Source organism: Priestia sp. FSL P4-0332, from assembly GCF_038005845.1.
Classification (GTDB): Bacteria; Bacillota; Bacilli; order Bacillales; family Bacillaceae_H; genus Priestia.
Genome location: NZ_JBBOUA010000001.1, coordinates 1279322 through 1306175, shown reverse-complemented (window position 1 = coordinate 1306175; position 26854 = coordinate 1279322). Strand labels below are relative to the sequence as shown.

Below are 26854 nucleotides of genomic sequence, written 5' to 3'. Positions count from 1 at the left end.
TTTTGTGATTCTACAAAATATAAAGATCGATCAACTCAACAAGCTCTCCGATTTCTGGCTTACTTACTTGTCCTTCCGCTCCTACCATCTTTCCCTTGTGACGTAAATCTTCTGTGATAAGAGAAGAGAAGATAATGACTGGAAGTACAGAAAGCTGAGGATTTTCTTTTACTTTTTTAGTTAAATGATGCCCATCCATTTGCGGCATTTCTATATCTGTAATAAGCAGCTGGACTTGATCACTGATTTCCACTCCTTCATCGATCACCGAGCTTAGATAGTTCCATGCTTCCTCACCGTTCTCAAAAAATTCCGTGTTCTCATAACCTGCTTGTGCAAGAGTATCTTCAATCATTCGGCGCAGCAGCGGCGAGTCTTCAGCCACGACAATCTTTTTATTAGAGCGTTCCCTAGCCCCTAGCTTTTTTATTTTCGACTGATTAATACCCGCATCAGGGTTCACGTCAGAAATCAACTTTTCAAAGTCTAACAGCAGAATCATTTGACCGTTTAATTTCACCACTCCAGTAATCTGTGTTTCCAAACCTTGATACAAATCTGAAGGCTTCTCAATTTCTTTCCAAGAAATACGGTGAATTTGCGTCACTGCATGGGTATGAAAGACAATTTTTTGCTGATTGAACTCTGTAACAATTAACTTATCTTTTTCCGGCGTATTTGAAGGTTCCATTTTTAACGCTTTTGCTATGTCAACAACAGGAAGTACTTCCCCTCTTAGCTCTGTAATACCTTCTATGTAAGAATGCGCATTTGGAACAGGTGTAATAGATACGGGATTAATAATCTCTCTAACTTTTACTACATTGATGCCAAACCAAACATTTCCTATCTCAAATTCGACAATTTCCAGTTCGTTTGTGCCACTTTCCAACAAAATTCCTTTATCTCGATTCATATACTTACTCCTCTCATCTCACCTGCTTATCTAATAGTCCATATTTCCTATTATAGTGACCGCCTCTTATATCCGTAAAGAAAAATTTTCTTATTTTGGTATCCTTTTCTCCTAAAACATATACATAAAATATTGTTTTATGAATTGACAGAATATTATATACTATATAAAAACATGAGCGTTGATCCCTTTCGTCTCATCCTCTGCTCAGTTTTTTACTTGCTCTACTTTACTTCTCTATACTAGCTTATGAACTTGAGTCAAACGACTACTCCTATTAAAACGAGGTGTAATTTATGAACAGAGGATTACAAAAAGAAGAAACAAAAAAACGCATCCAAAAGGCCGCTATTTCTTTATTCCAACAGCAGGGATATCAAAAAACGACTGTGTCTCAAATTACCCATGAAGCGGGTGTAGCAAAGGGTACATTTTTTAATTACTTCAAAACAAAAGAAGAAGTTCTTCACTACCTTGGAATTAATTTCACAAACCGTATCTCCTATAAATTAGAACAGCTCCTTCAAACAGAAGAATCAACTGCTTCTATTGTTAAACAACTGTTTTTATTACTAGCGCAATCAAACGAAGAAGCGAACCCTCACCTAATCCGTTCTTGGTTTCATATTGCTATTACCAACAGTTCCTTTCAACAATCTGAAATTCTTCAAATTGAAAAAATGCGCGCTCATTTTACAAAAGTTTTTCAAACAGGACAAGACCGAGGTGAACTTATAGTCGATATTCCTGCCGAAGAAATGGCTTCCATTGCTATACTTAATTTTTTTGGCACACTTCTCTACTGGTGTACCAACCACCCCGACTCTACTACCCTTCAAGAAAGAATAGACAAGTCGGTTACTCTTCTATTTAGAGGGTTTCTTATTCATTCCTAAAAGCCTGTTCACAAATTTTTAACAAGAAATCGAAGATAGCTGTGGACTCTACAGCCAAAACGGTTTATACTACACAAAGTGAATGAATAATCTTAAAAGAAGGTGTTCGTAATATGAAAGGCTCCGTCATTCTTTTTAATGACGATAATGAAATGACCATTATTGAAAACGTAGAAGAAGCTGTATATCAAGATATTAAAGAACAAGAAGGCTCTGATCACTGCGTTGTAACATTGGACGATCATGAAGTTGATTTTGGCTACGTTTCCCCCGTTTATTGGCGTGAAGGCCAAATACACACTGACTAATATACAAGACCTGCATATATATGCAGGTCTTTTTATGCGCTTATTATTTTGAATCTAGAATTGAACGTGAAGCGAGGAACCTCTGATTTCCTCACACATACCTTAGCACATTCGCAGCTAAAAAACAGGGTTAACAACTATATAGAAAGGGTACATTTCAAGTAATAGAAGCTGCGTTTTATTTTAAAAAAGGAGGTTTATGTTATGAGTTCTTATCGAAAAAATATGAATCACTATCCTCACTCATCTCAGTACACACCTTACCAACACTATTACGCGAAAGAAGCTGATCGTATTTTAACGACTATGAGTACAAACTTTAATAAACAGCATTTGAAATCTCTTATCGACGATGCGTTAGATAACAGAGATGAAGAACAATTTTATGAACTAACAACAGCTTATAATAAGCTGTATAATACCTAACTTAAAACCACTATTTGCAAAATGCGCAAATAGTGGTTTTTTACCTATTTTCATTGTGATAAAATGAGTTGAAAATACGCGGAAGGATTTGAAACTATGGAGCACTTAATCAATAAACGTGTCAAAGAAATTGAATTATCAGGAATACGTACATTTTATAATATGGTCTCACAATATCAAGATGTTTTATCCCTCACAATTGGACAACCTGACTTCTTAACACCACAGCATGTAAAAGAAGCGGCAAAATCTGCAATTGATGATAACCAAACTTCTTATACCCACAATGCTGGAACGATAGAACTGCGCGAGGCAGCAGCTCAATTTGTCAAAGAAAAATATGACTTGCACTATAACCCAGCTGATGAAGTGATTGTGACCATTGGAGCTAGTCAAGCAATTGATATTGCTCTTCGCACCATTTTAGAAGAAGACTCCGAAGTTATTTTACCTGGACCTGTTTACCCAGGATACGAACCGCTTATCCGGTTAAACGGCGCTAAACCTGTACATATTGATACAACCGAAACAGGATTTCGACTAACAGCGGATTTAATCCAACAACATTTGACGTCTAAAACAAGATGCGTCATCTTACCTTATCCGTCTAATCCTACAGGCGTGACGTTGTCACAGCAAGAATTAGAAGAAATTGCTGCTCTTTTAAGCGATAAAAATATTTTTGTACTATCTGATGAAATATACAGCGAGCTCGTTTTTGATAAAAAACATCAGTCCATTGCCTCCATTTCATCTATGAAAGAGAAAACAATTGTTATTAACGGAGTATCAAAGTCTCATTCCATGACAGGCTGGCGAATTGGCCTTTTATTTGCTCCTTCTTATTTAGCCAAACATATTTTAAAAGTTCATCAATACAACGTGAGCTGTGCTTCTTCTGTCTCTCAAGCAGCTGCACTCGAGGCACTGACAGCAGGAAAAAATGATGCGGTAGATATGAAAAAAGAATACGAACAAAGACTGAATTATGTTTATGACCGGCTAGTAAACATGGGATTTGACGTAGAAAAGCCGACGGGTGCTTTTTATATCTTCCCTTCTATTCAGAACTTCCACAGTAATTCATTTGATTTTGCCCTGGAGTTAGTAAAAGAAGCGGGTGTTGCACTAGTACCCGGCAGCGCTTTTTCTTCCCACGGTGAAGGATATGTACGCCTGTCGTATGCGTATTCCATGAACACGCTGCGTGAAGCCTGTGATCGAATTGAAGCTTATCTTACCTCTCGTCAATCACGTTAAGCCGATGGTAAGAAGTGTATGCATTTTTTTTGTGAGTGATAGCACATAAGAGCGGGTATACTAGAAGCATATAAATTGACTTCAATAGTGTATCATTATAAAATGTGCATCGATTCACTAAAGAAATACATACTTTTAACGGAGGTTTTTATTATGACAAAAGATTTTTTTGATGTGGTAAATGAACGTACATCGATTCGAGAATATGACTCTTCAGCTAAATTAAGCAAAGAAGAATTAACGGAACTTTTAGAAGCAACAGTGAAGTCACCATCAGCTTGGAACTTACAGCACTGGCATTTCGTTGTTATTACAGACCAAGATGCGAAAGAACGTCTACTTCCAATTGCTTACAACCAAAAACAAATTACAGAAGCAGGCGCTGTAGTAGCTGTCTTAGGTGATTTAGAAGCCAATAAAAATGTAGATGAGGTGTACAATCCACTAGTCGAAGCAGGTCACATGACAGAAGACGTAAAAAATATTTTGTCAGGACAAATTAACGGCGCTTATAAAAACGGTGCTTTTGCCCGGGATGCAGCGTTTACGAATGCTTCTCTTGCATCTATGACATTCATGCTTGCAGCAAAAGCAAAAGGATTAGACACTTGCTCAATGGGCGGATTTAACGCTCAAAAATTTGTAGAAGAATTCAAAATTGAGGATCGATACATTCCGGTTATGCTTATCTCAGTGGGAAAAGCGGCTAAAGAAGCTCACGCTAGCGATCGTTTACCATTAGATCAAGTTACAACTTGGATTTAACAAAAAACCCTGCAACTGCAGGGTTTTTCTATGTAACTAAATGGATTTCACCATGCCTCCGTCGATTAGAAACGACTGGCCTGTCATATATGAATTCGCTCCCGAAACAAAGAAAGCAACGGCTTTAGCAAACTCTTCAGGCTGACCGTAGCGTTTAAGAGGAATTTGGTTTCTCATCTCTTCTTCAATTTCTGAAACGTCTACTCCCAGTTTTTCAGCACGAATGGTATCTAGCTCTTTCACTCGGTCTGTTGCAATTCTTCCTGGCGCAACCGTGTTAATTAAGATACCGTCCTCTGCTAGTTCTGAAGCAAGTGTTTTGGTAAGTCCCACGATTCCTGTACGGAAAGTATTTGACAGAATAAGTCCAGCAATTGGCTCTTTAATGGAAGAAGAAGCAATATTGACGATACGTCCTCCGCTCTTTTTCATAACGGGCACTACCTCACGAATAATACGAATATAGCTGAGGAGATTTAACTCAAATGCATGCTTCCAATCATCATCTGTTAACGAAAGGAAGTTCCCAGCTTTAGGACCTCCTGTATTATTAATTAAAATATCAATGGTTCCAAACGTATCTACTGTATATTGAATAACATCTTGAATGTCTTGAGTTTTCGTGACATCTGCCGTTTTATGTAACACTTGTCCGCTTCCAAGATATGAAATCTCTTCCGCTACTTGGATTAGTTTCTCTTCTGAACGACTTGCAATCATAACGTTTGCGCCTTCTTCTGCGAGCCTGGCAGCAATCGCTTTGCCGAGCCCTTGGCTGGCCGCAAATACAAGCGCTGTTTTTCCTTTTAATTCAACATCCATTTCTTTCACCTCGTCTAATAGTTTGAATCTTTTTAACTTTATCACGTTCTCGTCAAATTCTTCAATAAATATGAAATAATTTCTTTTTTCCATATGGTATACTTAATTATCTGAAAATTATTTCTTAAAGGAGGCAAAAAAGCAGTGTATAAAAAGCAATGCTTTGTCTTTCATCAAAATAAGCCTGTAACATGTACGGTACGATCATATACATCAAATGACTTCGATGAGCTGATTCGGATTCAAGAAGAAAGTTTCCCCCCTCCTTTCCCTTCTGAATTATTATGGAGCAAAGCTCAGTTAAATAACCATGTTTCCCTATTTCCGGATGGAGCGCTATGCGTGGAGATAGACGGGACAATATGCGGATCTATCACAAGCGCGATTGTTTCAGTGGAAGGAAATGAGGCTCACACATGGGATGAAGTAACAGGAAGCGGATATATTCATACGCACGACCCTTCTGGTAATACGCTTTATGTAGTGGACGTATGCGTCATTCCTTCGCATCGATCGATTGGGCTTGGGAAGCTGCTTTTGCAGTCTTTATATGAAGTCGTGATTCATTACAAGTTAGAAAGGCTGCTCGGCGGGTGCCGCATCCCTGGATACGCATCAGTGTCTTCCTTGTACACGCCCGTTGAATACATGAACCTTGTATCAGCCGGAACTCTCTACGACCCGGTTATGACCTTTTTAATGCGCTGTGGCAGAACGCCTATTGGTCTCGCAGCAAACTATATTGAAGATGAAGATTCACACAACTACGCCGTACTAATGGAATGGAAAAATCCATTTTATACGGCTATTCAAAAAGAGGCTGGAGCAAAGGTATTTTAGCCCAAGTGAAAAACGAACCGTTAATCAACAGGTTTGATTAACGGCTCGTTTTTTTGTGATTGTGAATATAGTTTTATCTGTTTCGTTCCTTCTAGCAGTTGATTAGAGAGCAAGGCGAAGACTCCTGCGGGAAGTGAGACCCTATAGGGGCGGAAGCGACGAGGCTCAGCGGCCGCCCGCGGAAAGCGACGCCTTGCATGGAAATCCACTGCGGTGTAATAAGCAGTCCAGCTCATGTATCACATGTGTTCGTCTTTAGGTTGGATTCATTTAGTTATGTCTCAACCTCTTTTTAGATTATTGAACTTCTTCAATGCTCCACTCTAGCTCTTTATGAGTGAGAACAAGATGCGCCTGCAATTTACTCATCTCTTTGTGCTCAAACCGATCATTATACATTTCATTCATGTCGTCAAAGTCACCGATTGTATACAAAGGAATTTTAATATCTCTACGGGATTGCACCATGTGTTCAAAATCAATAAACAAACCGTCATTCGTTAAAGTAAGAAGCGTATTTGCTAACACTAGAGGCAATATTGGATATTCTAACTTTTTCCTTCTAAATACAAATCTTTTTTGCTTAATTTCTGACATTTTCAACGGAATGATTCGGCTTAAAATATGCTTCATATCATACACGTCTCGAAAATAGATTTTGTTGTAAAATCCATCATCATGAGCTAAATAAACAAATTGATTACCGAGTTTATTATTAAATGGCGAGTTGAGCGGTTTTTTTAAATGACCTAAATACAGCAGCGCTGCAATATCTTGAGGTTCTAACAAATCCAACGAAGATACATCCTCAAAATCAATCCAACAAAAATCACCATAATTATAAACATCATCTTCTGCTAAAAGATGAATTTGTTCTTCTTCTACGTAGTCCATATGGGTTTGGTAATGGTAATCACTGTCTTCAAAACCGTGCTTTAACAATAATATATTTGCAAGCGGCGTAGGAAGGGAATGATAAAACTCTTTAAATTCAATTCCATATGTAATAAAGCATTTTTTATTTACATGGCCATTAATATAAACGATATCTCTTATTTCATCTGCTTTACTCAACCGTTCTAACCACCTTATTGATTGATTCTGTGATCGATATGTAACCGTTCTACTGATTTATATATTATACTTCTAAAATAAACAATGTGTAAATATATATTGTTGGCAATTTCTTTCGTATTCACTCCTCTTCTACTGATCATTTTATTTGATAGGAAAGAAAGGTATAGAGCTGATTGTGAATGTGGTAGAATGTGTGTATCTTATTAATTAGCATGTATGAACACGGAGGTATACAAAATGGATGTTCGCCATTTGCATTACTTAACAGAAGTGGCTAAACATAAAAATTTCACAAGAGCTTCTGAAGCGCTGCATATTTCGCAACCTTCTCTCAGTAAAATGGTTAAATCATTAGAAGAAGAGCTCGGCACACCTTTGTTTGATCGCGCTGGCAAACAAGTTCAGCTTACCGATGCAGGAATAATTGTGTACGAGCAAGCAGAAAGCATTTTATCTTCTCTCCGAGATTTATCGGATTCCCTCTATGATTTAATGCATTTAAAAAGAGGAACCATCAAAATAGGCATTCCCCCTATTATTGGTACATTGTTTTTTCCTACTATTATTAAAGCATTTCGAGAGCAATACCCTGAGATTCATATTCAATTAGTGGAATATGGCGCTAAAAGAATGCAAAAATTTGTGGAACAAGGAGAAGTGGATGTGGGCGTAGTTTTACTTCCAGTTGATGAAAACATGTTTTTTACGACTCCTTTAGCCCGAGAAACACTGCAGCTTGTTGTTCATAAATCTCATCCGTTAGCTCAGCATTCTACGATTTCATTAAAAGAGTTAAAAGACGAAACGCTTATTTCCTTTCATGAAGACTTCACCATGCATGAAATGGTCTATAACGAATGTTTAAAAAATGGATTTACACCTAATATTGCTTTTAAAAGCTCTCAGTGGGACTTCATTGGAGAGTTGGTAGCTGCTAATCTCGGCATTGCTCTTTTCCCTTATTCATTATGTGAAAAGCTTGATTTGGAGCATGTGAAAGTAATTAATCTCGAGAATGCTATTCCATGGGAAATTGCTTTAATCGTTAAAAAAGATCGCTATATCTCTTATGCTACACAGGCTTTTATTGATTATATTAAAAGTACAGTTTAACAAAGCTGAGACAAAAGTAGTTTAATTAAAAATCCAAATGAGTTTGATTCTTAATAGAAAATCAAACTCGTTCGGATTTTTTTTATGGTGGTGAACGTAGGTTCCATATATGTAGCGGCTTTTAGCTGTTGATTGGAGAGCATGGGGAAGACTCCTGCGGGAAAAGGGGAAGCGACGAGGAGGCTCAGGGGCCGCCCGCGGAAAACGAAGCCTTGCACGGAAATCAACAACGGTGTAATAAGTCATTCATACTAAATCATTTTTCCCATTGGTTCGTCTTTAGATTGAATTGATTTAAGCATGTCTCCATCTCTTTTTTTTAATTGCCTTTTATTAAATAATTAGACCTTATATTTCACAAACTCTTTTTTTGAAAAGGTTACCAACGCATTTGTAAAGAGATTTCTTTTAACTATAACTAAAAAGAATAGTTATCATAGTTATTATATATTTCATATTATAGTCGTTTTTTTGTAAGATATGTGTGTAGCATTCATTTACTTAAGTTGTATCCCCATTTGCAAAATCCAAATAGTTTCTCTTTTCCCATGATGGAGTCGTCTTTTCAGCATAGACGACTCCATTATTGTCTCAACAAACTAGGAATGAATGAATAAAAACATAAATAAAGGAGGCTAATCATGAAACTGATTATAGTGATTTTACAGATTTTATTACTAACGGCTCTGTTTTTAATAGGAGAAAGTATTTCACAGTGGTTTGACCTCCCAGTGCCAGGTAGTATCATCGGATTTTTCTTACTGTTTTTCTTACTGTACTTTAAAGTAATTAAATTAAGCTGGGTTGAACAAGGTGGAACACTGTTAGTGGGAGAACTATTACTATTTTTCATACCAGCCGTCGTTGGACTCATCAATTATGGAGATGTATTGATGCATTTTGGAATCCAGATTGTGATTATTATCACAATCAGTACGATTATTGTGATGTCTATAACGGGAATCATTGCAGAACATATTTCAAGAAGAAAGGAAGGTTCGCTAAAATGACATTACTCACATGGATTGCTCTTCCGCTTACACTGCTCGTTTATGTCGGCACAAAAGTGCTCTATAAAAAATATAAGTCTATGCTAGTTTCCCCTATTTTACTAGCCCCCATTCTTTTAATTGGTATCTTATTAGTAACGAATGGCTCTTATGATCATTATAAGCAAGGTGCCAGTGCTATTAGCTTTATGCTTGGACCAGCAACCGTTGCTTTTGCTGTTCCTATGTTTAAGTATTTTGATTTACTCAAAAAACATCGTGTTGAAATCAGCTTAAGCGTAGGGCTCGGCACGTTTGCTGCCATGATATCTTCCATGCTGTTAGCATTAGTGTTTCATTTACAATCAACGCTGGTTCATAGCTTGATTCCAAGATCGGTTACGATTCCTATTGCTGTTAATGTATCTCAGACGCTAGGAGGAGATCCAAATATCACCATTATGTTTGTGATTATAACCGGTGTAGTAGGATGTATGGTCGCTCCAAAACTGATTAAGCTCCTCGCACTGCACTCTTCTCTAGCAAGAGGTCTTCTTTTAGGAGTAGCTTCTCATGGGACAGGTACAGCAAGAGCTTTTGAATTTGGAAAAATTGAAGGTACTTTTTCTAGCCTTGGCATGATCGTAGCAGCACTTCTTACAATGCTGTTTGCGAATATGCTTCTGCCTACTATTTTCGCTTAAAAGATAAAAAAGGTGTGATCATATATGATCACACCTTTTTATTATCCAATATGAAAAGTTGATTTTACGAACTCAATAACTTCTTCCGTAGAAGACATTGATAGAATTGTATCTAAATGAGGTTCGATATCAGCTTTTGATAATTGACGGATTTGAGAACGAGCTTTCAGAATAGATGTTGCACTCATTGAGAATTCATCTAAGCCTAAACCTAAAAGAATTGGAATTGCAATCTCATCTCCTGCCATCTCTCCGCACATGCCTACCCACTTACCTTCTTTGTGAGCCGCTTTGATTACCATATTCACCAAGCGAAGAATCGCTGGGTTATACGGTTGGTATAAATAAGACACGCGCTCATTCATGCGGTCAGCAGCAAGCGTGTATTGAATTAAATCGTTTGTTCCGATAGAGAAGAAATCTACTTCTTTAGCAAATAAATCTGCGATTACCGCTGAGGAAGGAATCTCTACCATCATCCCTACTTCGATGTCTTCTGAAACTTGTACGCCTTCTTGTTGAAGTTTAGCTTTTTCTTCTAAAAGAATAGCTTTTGCTTGACGGAACTCATCAACAGTAGCAATCATAGGAAACATAATTTTCAGATTACCGTATACGCTTGCACGTAGAAGCGCACGAAGCTGTGTACGGAACATGTCTTGCATCTCTAGACATAAGCGAATGGCACGGAATCCTAAGAATGGGTTCATTTCTTTTGGTAGATTTAAATAAGGAAGCTCTTTGTCTCCACCAATGTCAAGAGTACGAACAACCACTGGTTTGCCTTCCATACGTTCAAGAACTGTTTTATAAGAAGTAAACTGCTCTTCTTCCGTCGGAAGATCTTCGCGGCCCATATATAAGAATTCTGTACGATAAAGGCCAACGCCTTCGCCGCCGTTTTCTAATACGCCTTTTACATCTTCTGGTGTACCAATGTTAGCTGCAAGTTCAACGTGATGATCATCAGCTGAAACCGTTTTTTCATTCACAAGCTTAGCCCACTCAGCTTTTTGTTCTGCATACTCAGCAGCTTTTTTCTCGTAAGCTTTTACTGTTTCTTCGCTTGGATCAACGATAACTTCGCCATCTAAACCATCAACAATTACTAATACACCGTTTTGAATGTCTTCCATAACTGTTTTTGTACCTACAACAGCTGGGATCTCCATTGAACGCGCCATAATTGCTGAGTGAGAAGTACGTCCGCCAATATCTGTTGTAAATCCTTTTACGAACTTACGATTTAACTGTGCTGTATCAGACGGCGTTAAATCTTCTGCGATAATGACAACTTCTTCTGAGATTAAGCTTGGATTTGAAACGTTTACACCTAAAAGATGAGCTAATACACGTTTTGTTACGTCACGGATATCAGCAGCACGTTCTTTCATATATTCATTGTCCATTGACTCAAACATATTAATAAACATTGCCGCTACTTCATCAAGTGCATGTTCAGCGTTTACATTTTCATTTGTAATTTTATCTTTAATTGGATTAATAAGTTCAGGATCGCTTAGAACTAATAAGTGAGCTTCAAAGATTTCTGCTTTGTCATCTCCAAGTTCTTTACGAGCGTGCTCTCTAATAATTTCAAGTTCTGATTTTGACTTTTCTAGCGCAGCTTCTAGACGTGCTACTTCTGCTTCAACTTCAGTTACTGATTTTTTTTCAACGGTTAATTCTGGATTTTCTAGACGAAATGCTTTAGCAATAGCAATGCCGCTAGAAGCGGCAATGCCTTGAATTTCCTTTGTCATTATTCGCCTAATCCTTCTTTGCTCATTGTATCTTCAAGAGCAGCAAGTGCATCTGCTTCGTCAGAACCTTCTGCAGAGATAGTGATTGTAGCGCCTTTTTGAATACCTAAAGACATAACGCCCATGATTGATTTTAAGTTTACAGTTTTACCGTTGAATTCTAAGTTGATATCAGAATCAAATTTGCTTGCTGCTTGTACTAAAGTTGTTGCTGGACGTGCGTGAATTCCTGAGTCTGCTGTTACTGTAAATGTTTTTTGTGCCATGTTAAATCAATCTCCTTTTTACTTTGAAATGTTAATAATATTTGCTTCTTGTTGAGAAACTTGGCCCTGCTTTAAGATATCAATTTTTTCATCAGCTTGTAAATTCGTGAAAATGATCGGCGTAATCGTCGATGGCGCATTTTCTTTTACAAAGTCTAAATCAATTTTCAATAGAGGCTGTCCTTTTTTCACTTCATCGCCTTGGGCAACTAAAGCTTCAAAACCTTCGCCTTTTAAATTAACTGTATCAATACCAACGTGAATTAAAATTTCACGTCCAGTCGTTGATTCAATACCTAAAGCATGTTTCGTCGGGAATAAGTTTACTATTTTTCCGTCCACTGGTGCAACTACTGTGCCTGTTTTCGGAATAATCGCAAAACCGTCACCCATTAATTTTTGTGAAAATACCTGATCTGGTACTTCCGATAAAGGTACCAATTCTCCCTCAATCGGTGAAACAATATCATTACCATTATCGCTTCCTACTTCAGATGTTGCAACAGGTTTTTCAATTGTTTTTGTCTCTTCTTTTGTGACAACCGGTGTTTTGCCATTCATAATGTCTTGAATTTGACCTTTTAACGTGTCAGATTTCGGACCGAAAATAGCTTGAATATTGTTACCAACTTCAAGAACACCAGCTGCTCCAAGTTTTTTCAAGCGGTTTTTATCAACATTACCTACATCATCTACTGATACACGCAAACGCGTAATACAAGCATCTAAATGTGTAATGTTTTCTTTACCGCCAAGTGCAGCTAAAACATTTGTTGGAAGCTCTGCTGCTTCTACTTTTACATCTTCTTCTCCTTCTTCTTTATCTTCACGACCCGGTGTTTTTAAGTTAAATTTACGGATTGCAAAGCGGAAACCGAAGTAGTAAATAACTGCTAGAACTAAACCTACTGGAATAACTAGCCACCATGCTGTACGGTTTTGCATAACTCCAAATAGAACGTAATCGATAACCCCACCTGAGAACGTCATACCGATTTTAACATTTAATAATTGCATAACCATAAATGATAAACCAGCAAATACTGCGTGAATTGCAAATAGTACTGGTGCTACGAATAAGAACGAGAACTCAAGCGGCTCTGTAATACCCGTTAAGAAAGATGTTAAAGCAGCTGAACCCATGATACCAGCTACATATTTTTTGTTTTCAGGACGAGCTTCGTGATAAATCGCAAGAGCTGCTGCTGGCAATCCGAACATCATGAACGGGAATTTACCAACTTGGAATGTTCCTGCTGTTAAAGGCACGCCATCTGCTAATTGAGCAAAGAAAATCTTTTGGTCACCGTGAATATGTTGACCTGCTTTATTAACGTAATCACCAAACTCAAACCAGAACGGAGAGTAGAATATGTGATGAAGTCCAAATGGAATTAATGAACGTTCAATCAATCCAAATACAAAAGCTGATAAAGTTGGGTTTGCATCAATCATGTTAGTAGAGAAAGCATTTAATCCGCTTTGAATTGGCGGCCAAATGAAAATCATAATAACACCTAAAACAATTGAAAATACCCCAGTAATGATTGGTACAAATCGTTTTCCTGCAAAGAACCCTAAATAAGATGGTAATTCAATATTGAAATAACGATTATACATGGATGAAGCTAAAATACCTACTATGATACCCCCGAATACACCTGTAGCTAACGTAGGAATTCCTAAGATGCTAGTGTAAGCTGGATTGGCACCCATTTTGTCAGGATCTAGTTGTCCTGTAGCAACTAAGATTGTGCTCATCGTTTTGTTCATAATTAAGTAGCCTACAATTGCAGCAATACCTGCTACACCGTCACCACCAGCTAAACCAACGGCAACACCAACGGCAAACAATAGCGATAAGTTGTCAAATACAATTTGACCCGCTTGCGACAAAACATTTGAAACCAATTGAACCCAGTCTGCACCAAGTGCCGGTACTGCATCCAACAATGTAGGGTTTTGAAGCGCTGTCCCTACTCCAAGTAAAATCCCTGCTGCCGGTAAAATCGCAACCGGCAACATAAGCGCTTTTCCGACTTTTTGTAATACTCCAAAAAGTTTTTTAAACATGGCGCTTACCTCCTTTTATATATTTAGTGTGCAACAAGCTATTTATTTGATACGTGAATCATTAACGCGCTTTCATAAAACGCTTTCTTTAACTAGAAAACTCATTACATCTCCTGGTGTCCTGAAGCCTAAGCTTTAAATGATTGCGCTTTCTTATAACAAAAAAGGCATGAGGAAAAAGAAACGATAAATGGATACACTCATCCAATTACACATCGCTTCATTTCTCACTCATGCCTGATCGTATCAGTAACACGTATTGAAATGATTTTATAAATCCGTTTTTGTTATAAGTCGCTGCAGATGCATCGTTAAGTAAACTGCTTCTGCTTCATATACAGGTAAATGTAAGGCTTGCTGCATTACTTTTATCACTTTCCAAGACACATTGTAACACAGGGGATATTCTTCTTTCAATAGCAAAGCAATTTTTTTTGGCTCTTCTATTTTTTCTCCTGTTTTTACTCGATCAATAGCAAAATGCAAATGACGAATCAATCTCATATAGTGCACAGATTCTTTGTCTACCTGCAGATGAAGCGATTCTTCAATCACATTAATAATCGTTTGAATAAGCTGCGAGTCTTGATTCACTTCCAGCAGGTTTTTTTCAGTCAGCGCACTGTGGATATGAAGCGCAATAAAACCAATCTCTCCTACTGGAAGCTGCACGCCTATTTTGCGACTAATAATTTCTACCACTTCAGATGCGATCGTATATTCCTCTGGATATAAAGCTTTTGTTTCAAGTAAAAATGGATTTTTAAGCCCCATTCCCTGCTGAAAACGTTTTATCGCAAACGCGATATGATCCGTCAATGAAATGTGTATATGCTCATTCAAAGGAATGTTAACACGCTTTTGAATGTGCGTTACAATATCATTCATCATTTCAATCACGTCTTCATCTACCTGAGCTAAAAGCTGCTTGTACTGTTCTTGCTCTTCTTCACTCTTTAACAAAAACATTTTCTCCACGGCTTTTGCATCGATTTCATCGCCTTTTTTCTTATTGAACCCTATTCCTTTCCCAATTAGCACAACTTCATCATAGGTAAGGTGTTTAGCAATTAATACATTATTATTAAGTACCTTTTCTACAAAAAAGGACTCTTTCACGAATCCTTCACTCCCCTGTTTCGGCTTTCTATTATTTGCTTTCCTATCTTACAAATAATACGCATAACCGTCAATTCATTTTTCTTTGTTTCAAATATTATTGAACTAAACTATTTGAGTTACGTATTATCTTAGTAGTTCTTCGCTGGAAACGCAACGTCTTTTTTGCTCGTCCCATAACAATTTTTCATAATAAAGTTTTGAAGCATAACGCTCAGAATGAATGCACCCGCTTGTAAAAGCGTAAAAAGAACAAGTGAAGTGGTAATAGATACCAGCAAAATCCCATAGTGAATCAGCAAAATATCTACTATACGCAGCCCCGCTATAATCATTCCAGCTCCAACAAAAAATTCTTTGGCTACACTCCAAACGAGGAGAATCGTAACAATACAAACGTAAATCATCGTGGCATTTACGGAATCATGAGTAGCCGACGCAAACCATCCCGTATAAAACCAATTATTATGAAAATATGCTAACAGCATAAACATAATAGTAGAAGTAATGGCGAGCATCCCGAGAAAAAATGTAGCGTAATGCACAAATGTCATATACCGTTCTGTTAGCCATACATACCAAATCTTTGAAATGCTAAAGCCTATGGTCATTAAAACGCCTGTATAAATTGTTTTCCACCAGTGATGTGTATAAATATCCCAGTGTAAAAATAATTCTTCAATCCCCATAAATATAGCTGAAATGAATAAAATATAGCGGAATTTTAATTGATAAGCAGCTACCACCATAGCCATGATTGGAAAAGCAAACGCTTGAGAAGTTAAGGAACCAAACAAATTATCAAAATATTCATTGGTCATAAAATCAGGATCGTAATCGTAACTTTCAAACAACACGAATACAACATACTCTAGTACATAAGCCATTCCAATGATAAAAAAAAGCAAAACGACTAGCTTTTTATCTTTTTTACGTATGAATACTGTAAGCAAAACGGCTGTGCTGATAATAATCAATGCAAAAAAAGCAGTATAATGAGGCATAGACGTCTCCCTTTTACGACCTAATTATTACTTAGAGTAAGACGTTTTAGCCAAATTATACATAGCTAGCTTCTATTCAAAAGAGCTTGAGACATAACTACATCAATCCAATCTAAAGGCGAACAAACGGGATACATGAGATAGTTTGGATCGCTTTCTACACTGCAGTTGATTTCCGTGCAAGACTTCGCTTTCCACGGGCGGCCGCTGAGCCTCCTCGTCGCTTCCGCTTCTGCGGGGTCACACTTCTTCCGCTTTTCCCGCAGAAGTCTTTGCCTTACCCTTTAGTTAGAAGCCACTACATACCCGAAACCTACGTTCACCATGCCAATGAAAAAAATCCGAACGATTCATCGTTCGGATCTTCTTTCAACTAACATACTTTTGTTTCAGCCTCTTTTAACTCTTCAGCTTATAAAAACTGGAATGGTATCTATTATCCTTCAATCATTTTTGAAAGGTTAGCCATTTCGATAGCTGATGCTGCAGCTTCCCATCCTTTATTTCCTGCTTTTGTTCCTGCACGTTCAATTGCTTGCTCAATTGTTTCAGTTGTTAATACACCAAAGATAATTGGCACGCCTGTTTGTAAGCTTTGAGATGCAACGCCTTTTGCTACTTCATTACATACAAAATCAAAGTGTGGAGTAGCTCCTCGAATAACGGTTCCTAGCGTAATCACTGCATCATATTTTTTAGATTCAGCTAATTTTTTGGCGATTAATGGGATTTCATAAGCGCCCGGTACCCAAGCCACGTCTACGTCTTCATCAGCTACGCCGTGACGTTTGAGCGCATCTTCTGCTCCACTAAGTAAACGGCCTGTAATAAATTCATTAAAACGCCCTACCACGATTCCGATTTTTAATCCTGTGCCTACTAAATTTCCTTCATATAAATGATTCATCTTTTGTTCCTCCTGCTAGTATTAATATATAGTTATTTACATTTCTTTTCATGAATTAGCTTCATTTGTTATAACGAAAAAAAGTGTAAAATTATAAATGTAATAAATGACCTAATTTTTTAGCTTTTGTATCTAAGTATTTTTTATTGGCATCCACTGCCGGCATTTGAAGAGGCACTCGCTCGATCACTTCAAGGTCGTAGCCTTTTAGCCCAGTAATTTTACGAGGGTTATTCGTTAAAAGCTTCATTTGTTTGACTCCAAGGTCTTTTAAGATTTGAGCACCGATTCCATACTCTCGCAGATCCGCCGCAAACCCGAGTTTTTCATTCGCTTCTACGGTATCGTATCCTTCTTCCTGCAGCTTATATGCTCTTAGCTTATTTAGTAAGCCAATACCTCTGCCCTCTTGACGCATATACAGCAGAATGCCGCGTCCTTCTTCTTCAATTTGCGTAAGAGCTGCGTGAAGCTGAGGACCGCAGTCGCAGCGTTCAGAACCAAACACATCTCCAGTCAAACACTCAGAGTGAACGCGAACGAGAACGGGGCTATTATGATCAATATCACCTTTGATAAGAGCCACATGTTCTTTATTATCAAGTTTATTTGTATATCCTACAGCTTTAAACTCACCAAATGCCGTAGGTAAGCTCACTTCTACTTCACGGCTAATAAGCTGGTCATGTTTGCGGCGGTAGGCAATCAAATCTTTTATTGTAATCATTTTTAAATCAAATTGCTCTGCAATTTTTGTTAAATCCGGTACACGTGCCATTGTTCCATCTTCATTCATAATTTCACAAATAACACCCGCAGGCTTTCCTCCTGCTAATACTGCTAAATCAACAGCAGCCTCTGTATGACCTGCACGCTGCAGAACGCCCCCGTCTTTTGCAATCAATGGGAAAATATGTCCTGGGCGTTGAAAATCACTTGCTACCGTCGCTTCATTTACAAGAGCCATAACCGTAGCAGAGCGTTCGTATGCACTGATACCTGTTGTACTTGAAATATGATCAATACTTACTGTAAATGCTGTTCCATGTACATCCGTATTGTTCGCTACCATCGGGTGAAGATTCAATTTATGCGCAATTTCTTCATTAACAGGTGTACAAATTAATCCTCTTCCATGAGTAGCCATAAAGTTAATAACCTCAGGCGTCGTTTTTTCGGCTAATGCAATAAAATCTCCTTCGTTTTCTCGATCTTCATCATCGCATACAATAACCACTTTTCCCTTTTTTAACTCTTCAATGGCTTCTTCTACTTTATGAAACATCTCTTTCACCTCACTGTTAATTTGTAAAACCATGCTGCTGCAATAAATCCTTCATGTTACCTGAACGATTCGAGGCGCCAGGGGTTGACTTATTTGTCATCATCTGATGCATATATTTAGCTAACATATCGCATTCAATATTCACCTTGTCTCCTCGCTGTTTGTCTCCAACGACTGTGTGAAGCACCGTATGAGGAATAAGAGAAATAGTAAATGATTGGTTGCTGACATCAAAAATAGTAAGACTTGTTCCGTCTACGGAAACAGACCCTTTTAACATCATAAATTCACGAAGTTCGGGATCGACTTGAATTTCATAATAAAAGGCATTTCCTTTACGTGTTTTGCTTACAATGGTTCCAATTCCATCAACGTGTCCGCTAACGAAATGCCCTCCAAACCGGCCATTTGCAGCCATCGCCCGCTCTAAGTTAACACGTGATCCAACGGTTAGAAGCTGAAGGGTACTTGCTTTAATCGTCTCCGGCATGACATCGACCGTAAATTCATTTTGAGAGTAAGCCGTTACGGTTAAACAAACGCCGTTAACTGAAATACTGTCCCCTAAGTTCACATCTTCTAACACGGTCTTCGCATCAATCGTAAGAACAATTGCTTCTGTGGCCTTTTGAATACGTTTTATTTTTCCAATCTCTTCAATGATACCTGTGAACATTTTCTTCACCTGCTTTGGCGCTATTCCAACTTCTTATACCGTTTTGAAATAGCAGCTGCTTTTTTTTCATATTTATCTTTCCCCCAACCACTGAAAATAAAAAAGCCCCTTGAACAAATGTCCAAGGGGTCGGCTGAGCTGAATCAGTTTTATCTATGCAAAATTCCGCTAATTGTATACGAAATAAACAGTTATATTTTGTGTACAAAAACAAGGGTAGCTTTAAAAAAGGCAAACGTGTCCCTTATTAATTCAACACAAAAAAACAACTGTGCTTCCTGATCCTTCTCCCATCCAGACTTTTACTGTCGGCTCTAGATTTTAACTAGATCCACCGCTAACATACATCGTATGAAAACGGGTCACGGGCTTAAAAGCATACGCTTTATCACCGCCGGTTGGGACTTACACCCGACCCCGAAGGATAATATATTCGACTGCTATAGTCTTATTTGTTTTACATTATAGCAAAGTAAAATCGACTTGTCACATCATTTAACTTCGTTTTTTCACATCTATTCTTTAAAATCCAGCTTTTAGCTTATTTTTTCTTTTTTAATACATAGCATCCATACAAAAGCTAGTCCAATATAGCCAAATATCGGATACAAAAACTCAAGAAGCTGGGCATATCCGAATTGCCCAATAATAAAGCAGGCCAAGATAATAAACGCAAAAGCTTGTTTGTCATTCAGGGGAAGAAATGACTGAAGCTGCTTAGCGATTCCAAATACATTTCCAATCAATGTAGTAAAAATCTCGCCTAACACAACTACCGTAAATAAAACATTCACCCACGCTGAGATATTTTTAACAACGGCACTCATCGGAATATCAAGTTGAAATGAATAAGGCAAATTGGAAAGGGCAAGATGAGTAGAAACAAGCATAAACGTAAGTACACACCCTCCTATTACGGCCCCTTTTTTAATCACGCTCCTATCCTTCACGGAGCTTCCTAATGGAACCAAAACGGCCTGAGCCAAAGCTAGATTTAGGGAAATATATAAAAAGGGACTAACCGCCCACTTCCACTGCGTGACGAGCGTTAAATCCGGCTTCGTTTGAATCAGTGAGAAATAGCTGATATTTGGCACAAAGATGATAAAAGCAAATGAAAGCATCATCGGCACAACAAGAGAATTAACCATTAAAATACCGTTAATTCCTTTTGCGATAAATATATAAGTTAAAACAATTGTAAAAATCATCCCAACAGGAGGCCACAGTCCAAACTGTTCTTTTCCTATTGCCCCCGTACTCGCTAGCATGACTGAAGTTACTCCAAATAAAATGACAATCATTACACCGTTTACCGCTTTTCCAAGCACATCACCAAATAAATATGTATTAAGCTGCTGATAAGAAGAAGCCCCAATTGCGTGCGAAAGCAGCATCATTTTTGAACCTAGCCAAATAAAAAACAAGCCGCTGACCAAAATTCCGACCATTCCAAGTTCCCCGTACTGTGTAAAAAATTGAACGATTTCCTTGCCTGTTGCAAAACCGGCTCCTACAACGGTGCCTACATACGTAGCAGCAACCTGCAGCGTGAGTTTCCACCTTTTCATGCCCATCACCCTTCTACCCTTCATAGTTCACTATATGTAGAAACGATTAAAAAAAGACGAGCCTTTTTACGTGTAAATCTACGCATATCCCAGCGCTTGTGCCTTTTCGTTTATTTTTTATTTTTCATTTTCTTTTTGTATTTCTCACAAAAAACTCCTTAACCCCTAACATAACAGTCATTTTTAAACAAAATATACGGATATTTTCCCTTTAGCTTTTAAATTTCCCTCAATATTTGCTGGAAATTCACAATTTACTGTTGTATAATTTCTAAAAATCAGATAAATTATTAAATAAGTATTCTTTCTATTTAAAAAAATATGTTTCAATTATATACAATTGATTCTTATCATGAGAGGTGGAGGGACTGGCCCTTTGAAACCTCAGCAACCAGTCGTTAGAGACATGGTGCTAAATCCAGCAAGCAATTTATTGCTTGGAAGATAAGAAGGCGAAAAAAGTCTTCTTCTTAAGAAGACTTTTTCTATTTTATCGGCATATTGCATAAAACGAATCACTCGTGAAATAGAAGCGGAACAATTTAAGGAGGTTTTGACATGGGGTTACTTGAAGATTTAAAGTCTAAAATTTTAATTGGGGATGGTGCCACTGGTACCCTCCTTTACTCACACGGTATTGACAGCTGTTTTGAAGAACTAAACATCACCAAACCAGAAGAGGTTTCTCGTATTCACAGAGCCTATGTAGAAGCTGGTGCAAACGTTATTCAAACAAATACGTACGCTGCTAATTATCAAAAACTTGCCCGTTATGGATTAGAAGATTCAGTCAAAGACATCAATGTTGCTGGTGTAAAATTAGCGAAACAAGCTGCAAAAGATCAGGCTTACGTGGTTGGTACACTCGGCGGAATTCGTTCTTTCCAAAAAAACGCTATTAGTTTAGAAGAGGTTAAGCGAAGCATTCGTGAACAAATGTTTTGGCTTTTAAATGAAGGCGTGGATGGCCTTTTATTTGAAACATACTATGATTTCGAAGAATTAAAGACCGTTCTTACACTGGCAAGAAAAGAAACGGATAAGCCTATTATTACCCACGTTTCCCTGCATGATATTGGCGTGCTGCAAGATGGCCGTCCTTTAGCAGATGCATTAAAAGAATTAGAAGCGTTGGGAGCAGATGTTGTCGGGCTAAACTGCCGCTTAGGTCCTTATCATATGATTCAGTCTCTTGAAGAAGTACCGCTTCCTGATCGTGCTTTCTTATCTGCTTACCCTAATGCCAGCCTTCCGGCGTATGTGGAAGGAAAGCTGGAATATGAAACTAATGAAGACTACTTTGTAGAAAGCGCGCGTTTATTCCGCGAACAAGGGGTTCGCTTAATTGGAGGATGCTGCGGTACAACACCAGCTCACGTACGCGCAATGTCATCTGCCTTAAAAGACCTGCCTCCGATTACAAGCAAAGTCGTTAAAATGAGACCAGCCGTTACGGTTCAAGAGCGTGAGCAGCAGGATAAACCTCATATGCATGAAATTGTGAAGAAGCGCCGCTCGGTTATCGTCGAGCTAGATCCGCCTAAACAGCTTGGTCCGACGAAATTTTTAGAAGGCGCAAAAGCACTTGATAAAGTCGGCGTAGATGCTATTACATTAGCTGATAATTCTCTTGCCTCACCTCGCATCAGCAACTTGGCAATGGCAACACTGATGCAGCAAGAAACAAAAGCACGACCGCTTATTCATATTACCTGTCGCGACCGAAATTTAATTGGACTTCAATCTCATTTAATGGGACTTCATACGCTAGGAATGAATCAAGTGCTTGCAATTACCGGTGATCCGTCAAAAGTTGGCGATTTCCCTGGCGCCACTTCGGTCTACGATTTATCTTCATTTGACTTGATTAGTTTAATCGCTCAGTTTAATGAAGGACTATCTTATTCCGGTAAACCGCTTGGTCAAAAAACCAATTTTTCCATCGCAGCTGCCTTTAATCCAAACGTGCGTCACTTAGACCGAGCCGTTCAGCGTTTGGAAAAGAAAATCGACTGCGGGGCTCACTATTTCATTACTCAGCCTCTCTATTCAACTAAGCAAATTGAAGAGGTATATGAAGCAACCAAACATTTAACAACACCGGTATACATCGGGATCATGCCGTTAACAAGCGCAAGAAATGCTCGATTTATTCACCATGAAGTACCTGGAATTAAATTATCAGAAGATATTCTAGAACGCATGGATGCAACGGGAAATGACCGGATTCGCGGTGAAGTCGAAGGTCTTGCGATTGCAAAGAACTTAATTGATACAGCATATGAGTTATTTGACGGTATTTACTTAATTACGCCGTTTATGCGCTATGAAATGACCGAGATTCTAACACGCTATATTCATGACAAGCAACTTGTTACATCAGAAAGGAAGATATAAATGAGCTCACTTATCGAACAACAACTAAAGAAGCGAATACTCGTCATCGATGGAGCAATGGGAACGATGATTCAAGATGCTGATTTAACCGCTGAAGATTTTGGCGGCGAAGAATATGAAGGCTGTAACGAATATTTGACTCGAACAGCGCCTCATGTGATTCAGCGCATTCATGAAGAGTACTTTGCAGCAGGTGCCGACATCATTGAAACCAATACGTTTGGCTCAACATCTACCGTACTTGATGAATACGATTTAGGTCACTTGGCTTATGAATTGAATATCGAAGCTGTGAAGCTTGCTTGTGCAGCCCGCGATAAATATTCAACTCCCGAATGGCCTAGGTTCGTAGCTGGAGCTATCGGTCCTACCACTAAAACTCTCTCTGTTACCGGAGGCATTACATTCCCTGAGTTAGTAGAATCGTACGAAGAGCAAGTTCGGGGTTTGTTAGACGGCGGCGTTGACTTACTTTTAGTCGAAACCTGTCAAGACATGCTGAACGTAAAAGCCGCGTTTCTAGGGATTACAGCGGCGTTTGAAAAACTAAAAACCGAAGTTCCTATTATGATTTCAGGAACAATTGAGCCTATGGGAACAACTCTCGCTGGTCAAGATATCGAATCTTTTTACTTATCACTGGAACACATGAAGCCTCTTTCAGTCGGACTTAACTGCGCGACAGGCCCTGAATTTATGACGGATCATATTCGCTCTCTTTCAGACCTAGCCACTTCAGCAGTTAGCTGTTATCCAAACGCTGGACTTCCGGATGAAGAAGGCAATTATCATGAATCCCCTGAGCTGCTTGCTCAAAAAATTAAAGGGTTTGCTGATAAAGGCTGGCTGAACTTTGTAGGCGGATGCTGTGGTACAACGCCTGCTCATATTAAAGCACTGGCTGAAGCGGTAAAAGAGGTTGCGCCTCGTTCGCTCGATCGCTCCGAGCATAACCATGCTGTAACCGGTATTGAACCACTTGTATATGACGATTCTATGCGCCCTCTTTTTGTGGGAGAACGTACGAATGTAATCGGTTCTCGCAAGTTCAAGCGTCTGATTGCAGAAGGAAAAATTGAAGAAGCATCTGAAATTGCGCGTGCTCAAGTTAAAAATGGTGCTCACGTTATTGATATTTGCTTAGCAGATCCAGACCGTGAAGAAATGGAAGACATGGAGGAATTTATTCAAGAAGTTGTAAAAAAAGTGAAGGTTCCTCTTGTAATCGATTCAACGGACGAGAAAGTTATTGAAAAAGCTTTAACGTACTCACAAGGTAAGGTCATTATTAACTCCATTAACTTAGAAGATGGTGAAGAGCGTTTTGATGCAATCTTACCGCTAGTAAAAAAATTCGGTGCAGCTCTGGTTGTCGGTACAATCGATGAAACAGGCATGGCCGTTACTGCAGAACGAAAAGTAGAGATTGCTAAACGCTCACATGATTTGCTTGTTGAAAAACATGGCTTTAATCCAAAAGATATTATTTTTGACCCTCTTGTGTTTCCTGTAGGGACTGGTGATGAACAATATATTGGTTCTGCTGAAGAAACAGTTAAGGGAATTAAAATGATTAAAGAAGCCCTGCCTGATTGCCTGACCATTCTTGGCGTAAGTAACGTGTCATTCGGTCTTCCTCCAGTCGGACGTGAAGTACTAAATGCCGTTTACCTTTATCACTGTACGCAGGCTGGACTCGATTATGCCATTGTCAATACCGAAAAGTTAGAGCGCTATGCTTCTATTCCAGAAGCTGAAATTGAGCTTGCTAATGCGTTATTATTTAACACAACTGATGAAACGTTAAGCACGTTTACCGACTTTTATCGTGATAAAAAGAAAGAAGCAAAAGTAGAAATTTCTACGTTAACACTCGAAGAACGATTGGCAATGTATATTGTCGAAGGTACAAAAGAAGGATTGCTTCCTGATTTAGAACAGGCTTTAGCTCAATATGATGATCCGTTAGATATTATTAACGGACCGCTTATGAAGGGCATGGCGGAAGTTGGACGTTTGTTTAATGACAACCAGCTGATTGTAGCAGAAGTGCTTCAAAGTGCGGAAGTGATGAAAGCATCCGTTGCCTTTTTAGAACCTCATATGGAAGCAACTGAAAATGATTCTGGAAAAGGCAAAGTTATTCTTGCAACGGTTAAAGGCGACGTGCATGATATCGGTAAAAACTTAGTAGACATCATTTTAAGCAACAATGGTTTTAAAGTAATTGATTTAGGGATTAAAGTAACGCCGCAGCAGCTGATTGAAGCAGTAAAAGAAGAAAAGCCAGACATCATTGGCCTGTCAGGTCTTCTAGTAAAATCAGCTCAGCAAATGGTTTTGACTGCCCAAGATTTAACACAATCAAGCATTGATGTTCCAATTATGGTAGGAGGCGCTGCCCTTTCCCGTAAATTTACTGACTTTAAAATTGCCCCGGAATATGAAGGTGCGGTCCTCTACGCCAAAGATGCGATGGACGGATTAGCGTTAGCAAATAAGCTGCAGAACAAAGAAGAAGTTATTCAGCTTTTAGCAGATTTAAAAACGCGGCAAGAAAAGAAAGTAGCGGTTCGAGAACGCCAGCCTCAAACCGCTCAAGCAGCTACGGCTGTTTTAGAAAGATCCGCCATTTCAACGGACGCTCCTGTTTTTGTACCGGCTGATTTAAAGCGGCACGTTGTCAAACACTACGATTTGGCACAGGTTCTTCCGTATATTAACTGGCAGATGCTTTTAGGCCATCACTTAGGACTAAAAGGAAAAGTGAATAAGCTGCTTGCTGAAAAAGACGAGCGTGCTGTTCAATTAAAAGAAACCGTTGATGACCTGCTCGAACTGGCACTAAAAGAAAATTTAATTAAGCCAGCGGTTATTTATCAGTTCTTCCCTGCTCAAGCAGACGGAAATGATTTAATTATTTATGATCCTGCTGATGAAAAAACAGAAATTGAACGCTTTACCTTCCCTCGACAAGCAAAAGGACAGTTCCTGTGCTTATCTGATTTTGCAAAACCTAAAGAAAAAGAGATGGACTATGTATGTTTCTTCTCTGTAACAGCAGGAACAGGCATTCGCGAACGCGCCGCGAAATTCAAAGAAAACGGCGAGTTTTTAAAGAGTCACGTGTTCCAAGCTCTTGCGCTTGAACTAGCTGAAGGATTAGCAGAACGTGTTCATCAGCAAATTCGTGACCGCTGGGGATTCCCCGATTCGCCTGACTTTACAATGGCGGAGCGTTTTTCAGCCAAATACCAAGGTCAGCGTTTTTCATTCGGATATCCTGCATGTCCAGACCTTGAGGACCAAGCAAAACTGTTTAAATTACTTAAACCTGAAGACATCGGCATTCAGTTAACAGACGGTTTCATGATGGAACCAGAAGCTTCTGTTACAGCCCTTGTTTTTGCACATCCTGAAGCGAAATATTTTAACGTATTATAAAATATGGCCGCGGTCTTTTAGACCGCGGCTGTTTTTTTACAGTGAACAAATCTGAAAAAAAGGCTGCGACAAATGTATTTTAGCTGAAGAAAGATCCGAACGGTGAATTCAGATTCTTGACTGAGAATCAACTCCATTCGGATTTTTTCATTATGATGGTGAACTAGATTTCATGTAGCTGTTTCTAGCTGTTGATTGAAGGGCAAGGCGAAGACTCCTGCGGGAAAAATTGA

General features: G+C 38.7%; 23 protein-coding genes and 2 riboswitches. Of the genes, 11 read left to right on the top strand and 12 right to left on the bottom strand.

Going from position 1 to position 26854, the window contains the following annotated elements; translation table 11 throughout:
- Window positions 1-10 precede the first annotated feature (10 nt).
- Window positions 11-916 (bottom strand): chemotaxis protein, encoded by a 906-nt coding sequence (locus tag MKY06_RS06630; protein WP_013056024.1) that lies wholly within the window; start codon window positions 914-916, stop codon window positions 11-13.
- A 296-nt stretch (window positions 917-1212) separates the two neighbouring features.
- Between MKY06_RS06630 and MKY06_RS06625 the strand changes: the two genes are divergently transcribed.
- The 5 genes from MKY06_RS06625 to MKY06_RS06605 all read left to right on the top strand — a co-directional run bounded on the left by MKY06_RS06625 (window position 1213) and on the right by MKY06_RS06605 (window position 4571).
- Window positions 1213-1812 (top strand): TetR/AcrR family transcriptional regulator, encoded by a 600-nt coding sequence (locus MKY06_RS06625; protein WP_029325105.1) that lies wholly within the window; start codon window positions 1213-1215, stop codon window positions 1810-1812.
- 113 nt (window positions 1813-1925) lie between these two features.
- Entirely contained in the window at window positions 1926-2120 is a 195-nt protein-coding gene (locus MKY06_RS06620) for a hypothetical protein (RefSeq protein WP_013056022.1), read from the top strand.
- Window positions 2121-2324: 204 nt separating this feature from the next.
- Window positions 2325-2546 (top strand): IDEAL domain-containing protein, encoded by a 222-nt coding sequence (locus tag MKY06_RS06615; RefSeq protein WP_013056021.1) that lies wholly within the window; start codon window positions 2325-2327, stop codon window positions 2544-2546.
- Window positions 2547-2642: 96 nt separating this feature from the next.
- The gene (locus MKY06_RS06610) at window positions 2643-3806 is read left to right on the top strand and encodes an aminotransferase A (protein ID WP_078081607.1); all 1164 of its coding nucleotides are present in this window, start codon (window positions 2643-2645) and stop codon (window positions 3804-3806) included.
- 153 nt (window positions 3807-3959) lie between these two features.
- Window positions 3960-4571 (top strand): nitroreductase family protein, encoded by a 612-nt coding sequence (locus MKY06_RS06605; protein WP_013056019.1) that lies wholly within the window; start codon window positions 3960-3962, stop codon window positions 4569-4571.
- 36 nt (window positions 4572-4607) lie between these two features.
- Here MKY06_RS06605 and MKY06_RS06600 read toward each other — a convergent pair whose 3' ends face one another.
- Complete coding sequence (locus MKY06_RS06600; protein WP_029325103.1) at window positions 4608-5393, bottom strand: SDR family oxidoreductase; 786 nt, start codon at window positions 5391-5393, stop codon at window positions 4608-4610.
- 144 nt (window positions 5394-5537) lie between these two features.
- Here MKY06_RS06600 and MKY06_RS06595 point away from each other — a divergent pair, with 144 nt between their 5' ends.
- Complete coding sequence (locus MKY06_RS06595) at window positions 5538-6233, top strand: GNAT family N-acetyltransferase (RefSeq protein ID WP_289912457.1); 696 nt, start codon at window positions 5538-5540, stop codon at window positions 6231-6233.
- Between the two features lie 297 nt (window positions 6234-6530).
- Here the strand turns inward: MKY06_RS06595 and MKY06_RS06590 are convergent, their stop codons facing one another.
- The gene (locus MKY06_RS06590) at window positions 6531-7307 is read right to left on the bottom strand and encodes a hypothetical protein (protein ID WP_013056016.1); all 777 of its coding nucleotides are present in this window, start codon (window positions 7305-7307) and stop codon (window positions 6531-6533) included.
- Window positions 7308-7547: 240 nt separating this feature from the next.
- On the opposite strand from MKY06_RS06590, the gene MKY06_RS06585 reads away from it, so the two are divergent.
- The 3 genes from MKY06_RS06585 to MKY06_RS06575 all read left to right on the top strand — a co-directional run bounded on the left by MKY06_RS06585 (window position 7548) and on the right by MKY06_RS06575 (window position 10116).
- Entirely contained in the window at window positions 7548-8423 is an 876-nt protein-coding gene (locus MKY06_RS06585; RefSeq protein WP_013056015.1) for a LysR family transcriptional regulator, read from the top strand.
- A 641-nt stretch (window positions 8424-9064) separates the two neighbouring features.
- Entirely contained in the window at window positions 9065-9433 is a 369-nt protein-coding gene (locus MKY06_RS06580; RefSeq protein ID WP_013056014.1) for a CidA/LrgA family protein, read from the top strand.
- Complete coding sequence (locus MKY06_RS06575; RefSeq protein WP_013056013.1) at window positions 9430-10116, top strand: LrgB family protein; 687 nt, start codon at window positions 9430-9432, stop codon at window positions 10114-10116. Before MKY06_RS06580 ends, MKY06_RS06575 begins: the two co-directional genes overlap by 4 nt.
- 41 nt (window positions 10117-10157) lie before the next feature.
- Here MKY06_RS06575 and ptsP read toward each other — a convergent pair whose 3' ends face one another.
- From ptsP to MKY06_RS06530, 9 genes are all read right to left on the bottom strand, one after another.
- Window positions 10158-11879: a phosphoenolpyruvate--protein phosphotransferase gene (gene ptsP / locus MKY06_RS06570; RefSeq protein ID WP_013082261.1), complete on the bottom strand. Its 1722-nt coding sequence runs from the start codon at window positions 11877-11879 to the stop codon at window positions 10158-10160.
- Window positions 11879-12145, bottom strand: coding sequence for a phosphocarrier protein HPr (locus tag MKY06_RS06565; RefSeq protein WP_013056011.1), 267 nt, complete (start codon window positions 12143-12145; stop codon window positions 11879-11881). Before MKY06_RS06565 ends, ptsP begins: the two co-directional genes overlap by 1 nt.
- Before the next feature lie 18 nt (window positions 12146-12163).
- Window positions 12164-14218 carry a glucose-specific PTS transporter subunit IIBC gene (gene ptsG, locus MKY06_RS06560; RefSeq protein ID WP_013056010.1) on the bottom strand — a complete coding sequence of 685 codons (2055 nt, stop codon included), beginning with the start codon at window positions 14216-14218 and terminating at the stop codon, window positions 12164-12166.
- Between the two features lie 270 nt (window positions 14219-14488).
- Window positions 14489-15337: a glucose PTS transporter transcription antiterminator GlcT gene (gene glcT, locus MKY06_RS06555; protein WP_013056009.1), complete on the bottom strand. Its 849-nt coding sequence runs from the start codon at window positions 15335-15337 to the stop codon at window positions 14489-14491.
- A gap of 131 nt (window positions 15338-15468) precedes the next feature.
- On the bottom strand, window positions 15469-16341 hold the full coding sequence (locus MKY06_RS06550; RefSeq protein WP_029325101.1) for a hypothetical protein: 873 nt from the start codon (window positions 16339-16341) through the stop codon (window positions 15469-15471).
- A 436-nt stretch (window positions 16342-16777) separates the two neighbouring features.
- The gene (gene ribH / locus MKY06_RS06545) at window positions 16778-17248 is read right to left on the bottom strand and encodes a 6,7-dimethyl-8-ribityllumazine synthase (RefSeq protein ID WP_013056007.1); all 471 of its coding nucleotides are present in this window, start codon (window positions 17246-17248) and stop codon (window positions 16778-16780) included.
- Between the two features lie 91 nt (window positions 17249-17339).
- Window positions 17340-18533: a bifunctional 3,4-dihydroxy-2-butanone-4-phosphate synthase/GTP cyclohydrolase II gene (locus MKY06_RS06540; protein WP_013082259.1), complete on the bottom strand. Its 1194-nt coding sequence runs from the start codon at window positions 18531-18533 to the stop codon at window positions 17340-17342.
- Between the two features lie 16 nt (window positions 18534-18549).
- Window positions 18550-19209, bottom strand: a complete 660-nt coding sequence (gene ribE, locus MKY06_RS06535) for a riboflavin synthase (RefSeq protein ID WP_013056005.1) — start codon at window positions 19207-19209, stop codon at window positions 18550-18552.
- Window positions 19210-19487: 278 nt separating this feature from the next.
- Window positions 19488-19638, bottom strand: a riboswitch (FMN riboswitch).
- 107 nt (window positions 19639-19745) lie between these two features.
- Window positions 19746-20780, bottom strand: a complete 1035-nt coding sequence (locus MKY06_RS06530) for a YkvI family membrane protein (RefSeq protein WP_013056003.1) — start codon at window positions 20778-20780, stop codon at window positions 19746-19748.
- Window positions 20781-21124: 344 nt separating this feature from the next.
- A riboswitch (SAM riboswitch) is annotated at window positions 21125-21231 on the top strand.
- Window positions 21232-21338: 107 nt separating this feature from the next.
- On the opposite strand from MKY06_RS06530, the gene MKY06_RS06525 reads away from it, so the two are divergent.
- A complete protein-coding gene (locus MKY06_RS06525; RefSeq protein ID WP_013082256.1) occupies window positions 21339-23177 on the top strand; it encodes a bifunctional homocysteine S-methyltransferase/methylenetetrahydrofolate reductase in 1839 nt (612 codons plus the stop codon).
- Window positions 23178-26621, top strand: a complete 3444-nt coding sequence (gene metH, locus MKY06_RS06520; protein WP_013056001.1) for a methionine synthase — start codon at window positions 23178-23180, stop codon at window positions 26619-26621.
- Window positions 26622-26854: the final 233 nt, after the last annotated feature.